The following is a 14,291-nucleotide window of genomic DNA, read 5'->3' as shown; positions in this document are numbered from 1 at the left end:
TCCAGCGTTTAAAATTATCAATTCAAACCATTATAGTATGAAGAAGATTATACTCATTACCGGTGCTACTTCCGGATTTGGGAAAGCCATTGCCCAATTATTTGCAAAAAATAAATGGAACCTGATATTAACAGGAAGAAGAAAAGAAAGATTAGAACAAATCAGCAAAGAATTAGAACAAAAATATAGTGTTAAAACATTGCCATTGGTATTTGATGTACAAGACAGGAATGCTGTATTTACATGTATTGAAAATATTCCGGAAGAATGGAAAGGAATAGCAGTTTTAGTAAACAATGCAGGATTGGCTTTAGGAAGAGAGCCCTTTGACAAAGCCGATATTGATGATTGGGAAACCATGTTAAACACCAACGTAAAGGGATTGATGTATGTAACCAAAGCCGTTTTACCATTTATGATACCACAACAAAAAGGGCATATCATTAACATTGGTTCAATAGCAGGTAAAGAAGTATATGTAAACGGAAATGGCTACTGTGCCAGTAAACATGCTGTTGATGCACTTAGTAAAGCCATGCGCATTGATTTATTACCACATAAAATAAAAGTTACAGCCATACATCCCGGTGCCGCAGAAACTGAATTTTCATTGGTACGTTTTAAAGGAAATGAAACCACTGCAAAATCTGTTTACGAGGGTTATACACCATTGTATGCGGAAGATATTGCCAACATTACTTATTACTGTGCAACGCTGCCTGCCCATGTTTGCATTAACGAATTAATTGTAACCAGCACTGCACAGGCTAATGCAGCAACTTTTTATAAAGAATAGAAATTAGTTTTTTGTTTATGCAAACCTCTGAAAAAAATGCTAATTAATTTTTTTAGAGATTTCCTTTTTCAAAATATCCTATCTGTGAATTATACGAATTAAACGATAAGTTTTATAACTCTTAAAATAGTATACTGATTAACTTTTATGGCATCATAATTGCCTTGATTTATACTTGTACAAGTATAGTAGATATTACATAAGCAGTTTATAATTTAACCATGTCAGTTATTTTATTATTCTAATACATTGTTGTCCGACTAAAATTGTAAAATAATGGTCCAAATCCTTTACAGAAGCATATTTCAGCCGATTTCAAAAGATGGGGTACTACCTCCAATTTTGAAACAATCATTTTTTAGCCTGTAATCATTTACAACAAAGGATTACAGCGATTTTTTAGTTAAGTTTTGTCGGACAATAATGATTCTAATAATAAAATATGAACAAATAAATGAAAGCAGTTATACTGAATAGCGTTTACCATGCGGCATTACTCTTTGTGAGTGGTGCCCCGTATTTTTGATTATATTATCTCATTGCACAGAAGGGGAAAACAGCACACCTATGTTCAGTACAATTTTGAAAAGAAGAATCTTACTGCTATTCTTTTAAAATTTACTAACTTTCATTGCCTATAACGGTAATTTATTTCCATTTAATAATTGATTAGCCATGAAATATTGGAATGCAGGAAACAGTCGTTTACCAATTGTTTTTATCTTTACTACTTTATTCTTCGGACAAATAATTGCACAGGATGACCATCCCATCATACCAATATGGGAAAATGGTGCTCCCGGTTTTGAACAATTAAAAAACATGCCGGAAAAAGCCAAAGACTGGTGGGTAAAAAACATCAACAACCCAACATTAACTGTATTCTTTCCTACAAAAAATATGGCCAATGGCACAGCCGTTATCATTTGTCCGGGTGGTGGCCATTCTGCATTAGTATACAATGCAGAAGGAAAAGATGCAGCTGTATATTTAAATAGTTTGGGTATAACTGCTTTTGTTTTAAAATATCGTTTGTTCAGAGAGGCTGGTTCACCATACACTATAGAAAATACGAAACAAGATATTTTCAGAGCCATCCGATTCATTAAAAGTGAAGCCAAACTGTTACAGATTGATACAGCCAAACTTGGCGTAATGGGATTTTCAGCAGGTGGTGAATTAGCCGCATGGCTATCGTATCATTTTAATGAAGGGCATACTGTTGAGCATGATCATATTGATTCTTTTTATGCCAGACCGGCATTTCAAATTTTAATTTATCCCGGACCACTGGCAGTACCTAAATATGTACCCAACAATGCACCTCCTACTTTTTTATTGGCATCGAATGGTGATACCTGTTGTTCTGAATCAATTGTTCAACTCATGATGTTACACAGGAAGGCAGGAGTACCTGTTGAAATACATTTGTTTCAATTTGGTAGCCACGCATTTAATATGGGAAAAAGATCGGAATATATTACACTTAAAAACTGGCCCTATCGGCTTTCTGATTGGATGAATGATAATGGATGGCTCCATCAGTAAGCATATTTTTTCCATAAAAAACAAATGAACGCATCGAAACAACTATTTACGAAATATTTTTACGCTTTTAATGAAATCAATATTTTTTATCCAACATCAAAACAATATTAGCTATTAGGTAATTCAAAAATAAAATTGCTTAACTTTAAAAAACAGGTTTTTTAATTGAGTAATTTGCATTCAATAGTATTGCAACATTATAATAACAAACCTTATCCTAATCAATATTTTGTGAAGGTTCAACTCAATCCATATGAAAAAATGTATCACCATCTTTGTACTATTCATTATGCTGCAAAACAGTAAGGCGCAAACAAATCATTTAGGTATATTTGAAGGAAATAATGATGTAGGCAATACTTTGCCGGGAAATGCAATTTATAAAACTGATCAACAGGAATATATTGTAACAGGTTCTGGGAGTAATATTTGGTTTAACCATGATGGTTTTCATTTTTTGTGGAAAAAAATATCTGGTGATTTTATTGTACGAACCAATGTAGTCTTTTTGGGGAAAGGTATGGAAGCGCATAGAAAAACAGGATGGATGGTGCGTAACACATTAGATAGTACTTCGGCCATGGTGGCAGCGGCATTGCATGGAGATGGGCTAACTTCCTTACAATTTAGAAAAAACAATAATGAAAATATAGAAGAGAAAAGATCTGCTAATTATAACGTAGATGTTATTCAATTGGAACGAAAGGGAAATCTGTTCATTATGTCTGTTGCAAAACAAGGCAATATATTTAGTCGTGACACTATTCACCTAAACTTAGCAAAAGAAGTGTATGTTGGCTTATTTGTTTGTGCACATAATCCTGCTATTCTTGAAAAAGCCTTGTTTTACAATGTAAGAATCATTAAGCCGGCATCTGCTTTACTTGTTCCATATAAAGAATATTTAGGCAGTAATTTGGAAACAATGGAAGTAAGTACCGGAAAACGAAAAATAATTTATCATTCACCTAAATCAATACAGGCACCAAATTGGATGAAAGACGGAAAATCATTGATTTACAACGGGGATGGGCTGTTGTATCATTTCAATTTAAGTACTCAACTACCTATAGTTTTAAATACCGGAAGTATTATTCACAATAACAATGATCATGTACTTTCGTTTGATGGAAAAAAGATTGGTATCAGCAGCCATAATGAACAAGGCGTTTCGCTTATATATACATTACCTTCAACAGGCGGTGAACCTGAATTAATTACACCAGCAGGGCCTTCCTATTTGCATGGCTGGTCGCCAGATGGCAATTGGTTAACATTTACCGGTCAACGTGATCATGAATTTGATATATATAAAATTCCCGTCAAAGGCGGAAAAGAAATAAAACTCACTAATACACCGGGTTTAGACGATGGGCCGGAATATGCACCCAGTGGAAAGTACATTTACTTTAATTCAGTTAGAACAGGCCGAATGCAAATTTGGCGTATGAAACCGGATGGCACTGAACAGGTACAATTAACCAATGATATTTATAACAATTGGTTTCCGCATGTTTCACCGGATGGAAAATGGATTGTTTTTATTTCGTTTGAACCGGATGTAAATCCATCAGATCACCCATTTTATAAACAGGTATATTTAAGATTAATGCCGGTTAATGGCGGCCAACCCAAAGTAATTGCCTATGTGTATGGAGGTCAGGGAACCATCAATACGCCTTCCTGGTCGCCAGATGGGAAATACATTGCCTTCATCAGCAATAGCAATTAAAATAAATTAATGTACGAATGATTAAAAATTATTGGTAGTTAAAATAATTTGAGAAAGAGAATACTGAATATTGGCATCATCTTCAGCAGTAATAAATATTTTTGTGGGTTTTACTGATGAAACAGTTTCGAAATAAGCCGTTAATTTAGAAGACATAAAATTGGAAGATGATTTTATTTGTCCGATATTTTTAGGATTTAAATTATCTGAAACCATCCAAACTACATAATTGGCTTTAGGAGGCTGTAATCTGGAAGGTTCAGCTAGGTTAACAATCTGAACTTTAATTACATAGTTTTTGTTTTTATCTTTTTTTATTTTAACCGTACCTTTTGCTGCAGGCACAACAGTTGAATTTAAAAAATTAGCTTTTTTAGCGCAAGAACTTAATAAAATAAACCCTGTTACTGCAAATCCAATAAATAAAGCCACTCGGGTAAAAGGATACTTAGTTACATTTATCATATAAGTTAATTTATTAGTTATTTAAATAAGTCATTTCAATTTTATTTAAAACTGAAATGACTCATCCAATTAAAATTTAGTTTTTATTCATATTACGATTAGCTAATCCGGAAATTGATTTTCCTAAAGCATCCATATCCTGATTAAAGCCTAACTTAAAAGAGGCCCATTGATCAGAAGTTGTTTCTTTATAATTATTCATCTTATCTTTTAGCAATTCATTTTTAGCGTTAATTTCACTTAACTGTTTTTGATATTTTTCACGAATAGCAGCGCGGTCAGAGTTCATTTTAACTTTTAAATCGGCAATCATTTTATCGTTAGCAGCTAACTGTGCATCAGCTGCAGTTTTAAAAGCAGCATAATCATTTACTGAATCCTGTCTGGCCTGAGATAAATTCTGTTTCGCATCCTGTAATTGAACTTTAGCAGCTTCGACCTTTTCGGCTTTTTGTTGTGTTGTATCAGAACAACTGAATAATACTGAAGTAAATATTCCTGAAATGAGGAGAAGACTTAGAAATGATTTTTTCATTTTTTTTATTTTTTAATATTATTGAATATATTAAGTTCTTGTTAAGCAATAGAATTGGCAGTTTGTTTGATACCTTCTATTTTTTGTTTAACATTCTTAGACATATCATCCATTTTGTTTTCGGCGTGCATTTGTAGTTCCTCAGCTTTATTACGCAGTTCATGTGCTTCACGCAACATTTTATGTTTTAAATCTTCAGCTAAATCTTTAGCTCCATCCATTAATTTACCACGGGTAGTTCTACCTTTTTCCGGAGCAAATAGTACCCCCAATGCAGCGCCAGTAATTGCTCCTAACAATAATGCACCAATTAATTTACTTGTGTCAATTGAATTTTTCATGTTTAATTTTTTTGATTAAATAATATCTCTACCGCGAATAAGCCGAAGTAGAATTGCAATAATGGCAATGATGAGAAGAATATGCACGATGCCTCCAAAATGGAAAGCAAAAAAGCCTAATGCCCAAATAATGATGAGTATTACAGCAATTGTGTAAAAAAGATTTCCCATTTTTTTAATTTTTTATTTTTATTAAATTGTCATTGTTGTCCGACTAAAATTGTAAAATAATAGTTCAAACCCTTTGCAGAAAGATATTTCAGCTCATTTCAAAAGATGGGGTACTCCCTCCAATTTTAAAACAATCATTTTTTAGCCTGTAATACTTTACAGAGAAGGATTACAGCGATTTTTTAGTTAAGTTTTGTCGGACAATAATGTTAAATTGTTTTTTATCTGACATTAAAGCATTCAAACATTTAATTAAGATTGGATTTTCCAGCACTCAGCCAATCATAACAATAAAATGAATAAAACTATTATGTAATCGAAGTATTATTATTGGTAATAATATTTATCACTGCATCGCGATCCTTATTTAATCGGGTTTCCAAACGTTTTAGTAATGCTTCTTCTTTCCCGGTTTCAAACAGTAAATCAGATTCAGTTAATTGAGGAAACTTCTCTTTCAATTGCTTTGACTGAACAGACCAGTTGCCATTTACTTTAAATTTTCCGGTTTGATAGTGTTGCTGACTAATTTTGTTAGATGTGTTCATATAATATTTTTTAAATTAATTGATAGAACAAAGGTGAAACAAATTAAGCGATGTTGCATTACACAAACAACATATTATATTACACCTTTCACAGATTAATAAATACAGAATTTACAAAAAGAAAGTTTTGCATTGCATTGGTAATAGTGGATATGAATACCAAAACAAAAAGTTGAAGATAAGAGGAAAAGCAGAGAATCATTATAACCTGTCCAAATACCAATTAATAATTTTTTCCATTTTTTGTTGCTTACAAATGGTTCGAATAATTTTATTGATTCTTATAAATGATGTTTCACTTTTAACTACATAATCAACAGCTTTGTGATGCATACAATTCACAGCAACTTCAATTTTATCTTGTGCCGATAAAATAATGACCGGAATTGACCCATTGGAAGCCAATATTTTATCTAACACTTCAATCCCATTCATTGAATTTGTATCAATTCCATTAAGCAAATAATCTAAAATAATAAAATCAGGATGATGATGCAGATTAGCCAAACAATCTTCACCATTCAAAAAGGTTTCAATGTTATACAAGTCTTGAGTTAAAAAATCAATTTCAAGTGATTTTAAAAATACAGGATCATCATCTACTAAAAAAACAGTTAACACTTTACCTTTTTTCATTGTTGTATAGTTATATATGGATTATAGCAAGCAACGGAATTTACTTGTTAAATTAAAAATGGCCCATTAAATGGGGTTACATATTTTCATATTTATATTTCAACTCATCACAAGCGCTGGAACATACATTTTCTAATTGTACTACTAAAGAAGCAATTTCCCCTCCGTGCTGTCTTTCAATAGCATAATGCTGAACTTTTAAGGCTATTTCTTCAAATTCTTTAGCAATTCCCATAATAGAAAATGATGGTATTATTTTATGAACAGCAGCATGCAAAGCAGGCCAATCTTTTTCCAATAAGCTTTTTTTAATACTATCGATTAAAGGCGGGGTTTGTTCCAGATATAATAATATCATTTCTTTCATTAATTCCTGATTTGATTTTGTTCGTGTAGACAGGTATTCCAGGTTAACATATTTAATTTTACCGGGTTGATTAACTTGTTTGCTTTTATTGTCATTCAATACTATGCAGTTTTTCTTTAGGTGATAAATAATTTTATTGTATAATAGTTTTTCATCAATCGGTTTCGGAATATAATCATTCATGCCAACAGCAGTGCATTTTTGCAAATCGGTTGTAGTAACATCGGCTGTAAGCGCAATAATTGGGATATTTGATTGCATGACATTTCTAATAAATTCAGTTGTTTCAAATCCATTCATTTCCGGCATTTGAAGATCCATTAATATAAGATTGTATGATTTATTTTTCAATTTTACAATGGCTTCCTTACCATTTAAAGCCATATCATTAGCAAAGCCAAAATCATCTAATAACGTTTTCATTAACAGTTGATTTAGCGCCATATCTTCTACTACCAAAATATTAACATTGGTAATACTACCATCTAATTCAATTGTATCGTCGGATTGATAAGATTCTAAAGTGGTTTTATGAAAATTAAGTGTAAAGCTGAAGCTAGAGCCTTTATCAACAATGCTTTCTACTTTAATTTTACCAAGTTGGGCATCTACCAATTGTTTCACAATTGCCAATCCCAAACCGGTTCCTCCATATAATCTGGCAGTGCTGCTGGAAGCTTGTTGAAAGTTTTCAAAAATACTGCTTATCTTATCATTAGGTATACCAATACCGGTATCAGACACAATAAAATTTATTTCTACTTTATCTTCATCTTCAGAAATTAATTTTACTGAAACTTTAATTTGTCCATGACTGGTAAATTTTACAGCATTACTAATTAAATTAAGTAGTATTTGATTCAAACGAACCGGATCGCCCAATAAAACTTCCGGAATGGCTGTGTCATACTCTTTAATAAAAACTAAATTTTTTTCCTGAATTTTAATTTCAAATAAATGAAGTAAAGAGGAGATAGATGCTGATATTTTAAAAGGAATGCTTTCAAAACTCATTTTCCCTGAATCTATCTTAGCCAGATCTAAAATATCATTAATCAACACAATTAAAGCATCACCACTTAATTTAATGGCACACAAATATTCATTTTGTTTATCGGTTAAATTTGTTTTTAGCAACACTTTGGTAAAGCCAATAATGGCATTCATTGGCGTTCTGATTTCGTGGCTCATATTAGACAAGAACTGTTGTTTTGCCTTCATGGCATTCTCTGCAATAATGGTAGCATATTCAGCTTTAGTTTTAGCCTGTTGGGCTATTGCAGTAGCCTGTTCTGCAGCTATACGTGCTTCAATGAGCTCTATGCTAATTTTTTTTTGCTCAGTTACATCTCTTGCAACAATTACAATGCCTATTACTTTACCACTTTCATCTTTATAAACGGAGCCATTAAATAATACGTCGGTTAGTTTTCCATTGGTGTGGCGTAAAGTAAGTGGTGAATCAATTACAAAATTGTTGACAAAAACATTTTTGTATACTTTACGAGCCATAACTATATCGGTAAAATAATCGTAGAAGTTAGTACCCTTTAATGCTGATCTTGTAAGGCCGGTTGCCGTTGAAAAGGCTTGATTCATATCCGTTATTTTACCTTTTACATTTATTGTAACCAATGGGTCCATACTGGCTTCAATTAAACTTCTGGCATAGTTCATTTCCTCAAATACTGATTTACCCATTGTTTTTGGTTATTTATCTTTGTAAGCTATGTCTAATTCTTCAATTGGCCGTCTATTTTTATATTTTAGCTTTTTATATTGCGAAGGAGTTAAACCTGTAATTTTTTTAAATTGGTTGGATAAATGAGCAGCAGAGCTATAGTGCAGTTTATATGCTATTTCAGTAAAGTTTAATTCATCGTAGCTAATCAGTTCTTTAATTTTCTCTACCTTATTAAGGATTATATATTGTTGAATTGTAATGCCTTTTACCTCAGAAAAAATGTTCGATAAATAAGTATAATCATAACCCAGTTTTGAACTGATATAATCAGAATAATTCATTATTGGTACATCTGAGGAAAAATGAATCATTTCAATAATTATTTTTTTAATTTTTTCAATTAGAATACTTCTATTGTCATCCATTAAATCTAATCCGGATTGTAACAACATTAATTTCAATTGCTGCATATCTTCATTTGAAACATCTTCCAAAATATCAACTTCACCCATATCCATCATTACAAAATGAAGTTGAAAATGCATCAAAGCTGCTTTTACAGCAAGTATACACCGCTCACTAACCATATATTTGATGTGTATTTTCAAAATATTATTTTAAATGAAGTCAATCGTAATATTGATAATGTAACCTGAAATAAATTGCAGCGTTAATCTGATGGCTTTATGGCTTAAAATTTATCACAAATAAAAAAACTTATACAAAGTTGAGAAATTCAATCAAAATAATTGTTACATATATACCTCAATTGCTTACATAAATACACTGTTTTAAGTATTTGGACTCAACATTTTGATTGATGCGGTAATTTGATAAACTTTCAATAAATGGCACGCATAAAAAAGCCCCAAACATAACCTATATGTTTAGGGCTTGTTAAGATTAAAAATTCAGTAACCAATTGTTGTTTAATTAGGAAGAATATCAATGATAACTGTTCTGTTATAAAAACGATCTTCGGGAAGCATATTTTCAAATGGGGCTGCATTTGCATTTGCGCCAAAACCATATACTTCATACTTAATATTATTTTTAGCCGACAATGCGCTTTGCAGTATATCTTTTACTGCCTCTGCACGTTGTTGAGATAATTTAATATTGTAATTAGCATCACCAATAATATCTGTATGTCCATGAATAATTACAGTGCCATTATCTGGTACCAAAGGAGCCACTACTCCGGTTAAAAAGTTTTTATAAGAAAGTATGGTTTTTGATTTATCAAAATTAAACAGAATAGAATACCGCAAACCTTCTTGTTTTGGATCATCTCTTTTTAATAAACTTACAGAGCTCTTTTTTGTAATTGTTGTACCATCTTTTGTGATACCTACCATTGTTATTTTATAATTACCCTGTGCATTATTTCCAAGTATTGTTTTACCGGAAACTGATGCCTGATCTTCAGTATAGGGGCCATATTGTTGAATAACTCCCTTATCATCAGTAACATTTACTGACCATGACTTTAATGATTTTTCAGCGCCATCTACATTAAAAAGCACATAACTATCTAATGGATCTTCTTGAACTGCAGTAATTTGAACCGGTTTAAGAAATGGTGATGTAGCACCGCCAACTTGCATTAATAATTCAGGTGATGTGCTTGTAATATCGACCCGGTGATCTTCTTCATTTAGCAATGCTAATTGTTCAGTAGCGCCCGGTTGAAGAGATGGTATGGATGGTTTATTTCTTCCTTCTGTTGTGATTCTGGATGCATTAATACCATATATATTCACTAAATATTGTTTTATATTTTCAGCCATTTGCTTACCCTCGGGAATATTGTTCATAGATGCACCACTCAATAAAATGGTACTTGAAGGATTTGCTCTTAATCTATCACCCAAAATATTTAGAATATTATGATACACAGCCAATTGTCTTGCAGATCTGCCATTATTTAAATCAGTGGGTTGTTCCTGTTGCAATTGATTTTCATTAAAAGCAGCAGCCTGACTTTGATTGAATAATACATAACGGTTCGGTATTTTTGAAGATCCGACTGTAAAAAATATAGAATTAATCAATGGGAAGGTTTCCTTTACCTGCCTGCTAAGGGGAACAACTTTGGGTGCACGAACTGAGAATTGAACATTGTTTTCAGGCACAATTAGCGGAGTTACCTCTTTTATAATGGGAAGTGGCGCAGGAGCAGATCTTCTGGCTGTTCCAAACTTTAAAGCAACTCCGGTTCTAATGGTAAACAATGCCCATGATTCAACAGAACGCGGCTGCTGAAAAAGGTCTGTTTGAAAGGAAGCAAAAGGAGAAAGTGTCATTTGTGTTCTGCTTGTTTTTGCTGAAAGCGGAATATCAAAACCGGCACCAGCCTGAGCAGAAACAACGGTTTTATGAATATCACTCCAATCACCATTTTTATCGGCCTGCTTTAATTGGGTATAATTAAATGATTTAGATACATTAATACTAATTGTAGGACCTGCAAACAGATAGAAAGCAGATTTGAATGGAGCCAGTCTGATACTTGGTTCAATAGTTATATAACTTAAATTGGTAGCTAAGGTTGCCGGACAATTACAAGGTGCCATCACAGCATCAAATTCTCCACCTCTATTATCATAAGCTATATTCAACATGCCTCCCCACACTTTGTTGGGGCGGTATTCTGCCAATATTGAAGCATAAGGCTTTATACCTTCACCTTTATGAAAGGCAGTTGGAACACTTAATCCATTATTCAGCATTTGTGTAGTACCACGGTATTCATTAAAATTAACTGCGCCTGATTCGCCAAACCACCATACCGGTTGTATTCGCTTCACTGTTTGTGCATTTGTTGCAAGCCCTGCAAAAATTAACAAAATCAGCAAAAAATATTTTTTTGATTTTAATACATATGTATTTAACATGATAGTAATTTTAAAAAATGAATATGAATTTTTATACATCCCGCAATTATAGTTGCCGGATGTATTTTTTTATTTAGTTAGGAACATTAATTGTTGTATTTACCATTGTTACTGAAGCACTTAACGAAAGTGCTCTGCCATTTAACACAGTTTGTACTGCATTTCCTGCTGTTGAAAAAGTAACACCCGCCTGTGAAATGATAGTTCCGACCATTATTCCACCACCGGCAGCATTAATAGTAGCAGCACTGCCAACATACCAATACACATTTTTAGGCAATCCCCCATTAATCATATTCACACTTCTGGCACCAGATGGACCGGCAATACCAACAGTTAGGCCAGATGCTGTTTGAAATACCCAAACTGCATTTGGATTTCCCATAGCATCGAGTGTAAGATTTCCGTTGGTAATTTTAAAAGTTCCACTGGCAGATTTATATACACCAGGGGCTAATGTCAATCCACCCAATTCGCCAGCACCGGGATCAGTACCTCCAGGCATAGAAGCCGGAGATAAACTATTATATGCATTGGTAGCATCTAAAAATGCATTGTATGCAATTTGGTAGGTCGTACTTGTTCCAGGAGCCGGAGGAGCCGTATAAATGCCACCGGTAACCAATCCTTTATTTAAAGGCGTTTCAGTATACACGGCATTGGTAATACCATCATGAAAACCTGTAACCAAAGTAGATGCAGCTGTTGTACCTATTCCACCATTATTGATAACAGTATTTAACCCCTGGTTTGTAATTCCGGCATTACCACCAAATGCACCAAATGTTGAAGCACTTCCTAAAATAGAAGGTGATGGTGGTGGCTGTGAAGAAGTAGTAAAGCTCCATACATAATTATTTGCCAATGCTTTACCTGTTTTATCTTTAGCTCCTGTTGTTACAGTAGCTGTATAAACAGTATTTAAAGCAAGCGGATTGGTTGGTGTAAAGGAAGCTTTCGTTCCTGAATAACTCACCACACCAGGTATTAAATTTGTTCCCTGTTTAACAAAATAGGTTGAAGCATTAATGGTAGTTGAATCCATGACTGTATTAAATGTTGCTGAAACAATTTTATTGACATCAACATTTGTAGCATTATTAAGCGGATCGGTTAAAATAACCATGGGTACGGAGCTTGTTGAAAAACTCCAACTATAGTTACTCATCAAGGCATTACCCGAAGTATCTTTTGCCCCGGTAGAAATTGTACCTGTGTATACCATATTTCCTGATAAAGGAACTGTGGGTGTAAAGGTTGCTACCACACCTGAATAAGTAATGGTTCCGGAAATAAGATTAGATCCCTGTTTAATGGTAAAAGTATTGCTATTAATAGAAGTTGGGTTCATTGCAGTATTAAAAGTAGCAGTAATAATTTTACCCAGATCTACATTCGTTGCACCATTGGCAGGATCTGTTGAAACAACAGAAGGTGCATTACCGGTATTAAATGTCCAAACATAGTTGGCCACCATGGCATTTCCAGCTTTATCTTTTGCGCCGGTTGTTATAGTAGCTGTATAGATAGCATTTACCGCTAATAAACCTGCTGGTGTAAAAGTAGCAGTTGTGCCCGAATAGGTTACAATACCGGGTATACGTGTAGTGCCCTGCATTAAAACAAATGTTGTTGTATTAATGGTGGCAGTATCCATTACCTCATTAAAGGTGGCAGTAAGATTTGTATTTAAAACCACCTTAGTTGCTCCATTAATGGGTGTTGTTGAAACTACAACCGGACAAACACCTACCGAACCTACCTCTTCTAATACTTTTTTACAGCTACTGCCAATAAAAGAGAATAGTAACAATATAAGCCAACTTATATTAAATAATTTAAGATGCCATTTTGGCAAAAACTGTTTGGCATCCTTAAAGCTTTTTGAAAAAATTTTCTGTGTCATTATCTTGTAAGTTTTGTGAAATGTTTAATACACAAAGTTGTAAACATTAACACTTTGCATAATTACACATGTAACCACAAAACTTATAGATATTACAGGTTTTCTAAGTTAATGGTACGTTTTAGCTTTAATTGTTTGTAAAATGACGGGGCAAGTCCAGTAACTTTTTTAAATTGGTTTGATAAGTGAGCAACACTGCTGTAATGAAGTTGATAGGCAATTTCAGTAAGGTTCAGTTCATCATATAATAACAACTCTTTTACATACTCGATTTTATGAAAAATAATATATTGCTGTATTGTAATTCCTTTTACTTCAGAAAAAATAGCAGAGAGGTATGCGTAATCATAATTCAGTTTCTTCGCAATAAAATCCGAATAATTCGTTTCGGGCAATTCATCCTCAAAATGTATGATTTCAACAATGACACTTTTAATTTTTTCTATTAAAATACTTCGTTTATTATCCAACAATTCCAAACCCGATTTTAAAAGATTTTCTTTTAAAATTTTTCGCTGCTCTTCTGAAATATCTTCCAATATTTCTACCATTCCTAATTCAACTATAACATATTTTAAACCCAGCTTTTTTAGCTCTTCTTTCACCATCATTATACAACGAAGGCTTACCATATATTTTATGTATAGCTTCAAAACAGATAAGCT

At 33.1% G+C, this 14,291-nt stretch carries 14 protein-coding genes; 3 read left to right on the top strand and 11 right to left on the bottom strand.

Annotated elements, in window-relative coordinates; all coding sequences use genetic code 11:
• Positions 1-37 precede the first annotated feature (37 nt).
• The 3 genes from AC3QLY_RS07610 to AC3QLY_RS07600 all read left to right on the top strand — a co-directional run bounded on the left by AC3QLY_RS07610 (position 38) and on the right by AC3QLY_RS07600 (position 4,076).
• The gene (locus AC3QLY_RS07610; RefSeq protein WP_492991198.1) at positions 38-796 is read left to right on the top strand and encodes an SDR family NAD(P)-dependent oxidoreductase; all 759 of its coding nucleotides are present in this window, start codon (positions 38-40) and stop codon (positions 794-796) included.
• A 675-nt stretch (positions 797-1,471) separates the two neighbouring features.
• Positions 1,472-2,344, top strand: coding sequence for an alpha/beta hydrolase (locus AC3QLY_RS07605; protein WP_492991196.1), 873 nt, complete (start codon positions 1,472-1,474; stop codon positions 2,342-2,344).
• A gap of 253 nt (positions 2,345-2,597) precedes the next feature.
• Positions 2,598-4,076, top strand: a complete 1,479-nt coding sequence (locus AC3QLY_RS07600) for a TolB family protein (RefSeq protein WP_492991194.1) — start codon at positions 2,598-2,600, stop codon at positions 4,074-4,076.
• A gap of 21 nt (positions 4,077-4,097) precedes the next feature.
• On the opposite strand, the gene AC3QLY_RS07595 is transcribed toward AC3QLY_RS07600, so the two are convergent.
• The 11 genes from AC3QLY_RS07595 to AC3QLY_RS07545 all read right to left on the bottom strand — a co-directional run bounded on the left by AC3QLY_RS07595 (position 4,098) and on the right by AC3QLY_RS07545 (position 14,279).
• Positions 4,098-4,541, bottom strand: a complete 444-nt coding sequence (locus tag AC3QLY_RS07595) for a hypothetical protein (RefSeq protein ID WP_074418099.1) — start codon at positions 4,539-4,541, stop codon at positions 4,098-4,100.
• 76 nt (positions 4,542-4,617) lie between these two features.
• Positions 4,618-5,076 carry a sll1863 family stress response protein gene (locus AC3QLY_RS07590; RefSeq protein WP_492991192.1) on the bottom strand — a complete coding sequence of 153 codons (459 nt, stop codon included), beginning with the start codon at positions 5,074-5,076 and terminating at the stop codon, positions 4,618-4,620.
• Positions 5,077-5,117: 41 nt separating this feature from the next.
• Positions 5,118-5,417 carry a YtxH domain-containing protein gene (locus tag AC3QLY_RS07585; protein WP_074418101.1) on the bottom strand — a complete coding sequence of 100 codons (300 nt, stop codon included), beginning with the start codon at positions 5,415-5,417 and terminating at the stop codon, positions 5,118-5,120.
• A 15-nt stretch (positions 5,418-5,432) separates the two neighbouring features.
• The gene (locus tag AC3QLY_RS07580; protein WP_141676772.1) at positions 5,433-5,588 is read right to left on the bottom strand and encodes a lmo0937 family membrane protein; all 156 of its coding nucleotides are present in this window, start codon (positions 5,586-5,588) and stop codon (positions 5,433-5,435) included.
• Positions 5,589-5,896: 308 nt separating this feature from the next.
• Entirely contained in the window at positions 5,897-6,136 is a 240-nt protein-coding gene (locus tag AC3QLY_RS07575; protein WP_074418102.1) for a hypothetical protein, read from the bottom strand.
• Between the two features lie 201 nt (positions 6,137-6,337).
• Entirely contained in the window at positions 6,338-6,772 is a 435-nt protein-coding gene (locus AC3QLY_RS07570; protein ID WP_074418103.1) for a response regulator, read from the bottom strand.
• A 76-nt stretch (positions 6,773-6,848) separates the two neighbouring features.
• Complete coding sequence (locus AC3QLY_RS07565; protein ID WP_074418104.1) at positions 6,849-8,840, bottom strand: ATP-binding protein; 1,992 nt, start codon at positions 8,838-8,840, stop codon at positions 6,849-6,851.
• Positions 8,841-8,849: 9 nt separating this feature from the next.
• A complete protein-coding gene (locus AC3QLY_RS07560) occupies positions 8,850-9,431 on the bottom strand; it encodes a helix-turn-helix transcriptional regulator (RefSeq protein WP_074418105.1) in 582 nt (193 codons plus the stop codon).
• 321 nt (positions 9,432-9,752) lie between these two features.
• The gene (locus AC3QLY_RS07555; protein ID WP_074418112.1) at positions 9,753-11,720 is read right to left on the bottom strand and encodes an OmpA family protein; all 1,968 of its coding nucleotides are present in this window, start codon (positions 11,718-11,720) and stop codon (positions 9,753-9,755) included.
• Positions 11,721-11,793: 73 nt separating this feature from the next.
• Positions 11,794-13,626 (bottom strand): Ig-like domain-containing protein, encoded by a 1,833-nt coding sequence (locus tag AC3QLY_RS07550; protein WP_081300486.1) that lies wholly within the window; start codon positions 13,624-13,626, stop codon positions 11,794-11,796.
• Positions 13,627-13,718: 92 nt separating this feature from the next.
• A complete protein-coding gene (locus AC3QLY_RS07545; RefSeq protein ID WP_492991186.1) occupies positions 13,719-14,279 on the bottom strand; it encodes a helix-turn-helix domain-containing protein in 561 nt (186 codons plus the stop codon).
• Positions 14,280-14,291: the final 12 nt, after the last annotated feature.

The sequence above is a fragment of the Hydrotalea sp. GW822-HT8A01 genome, assembly GCF_058798575.1.
This window is presented reverse-complemented; position numbering and strand designations above follow the sequence as displayed.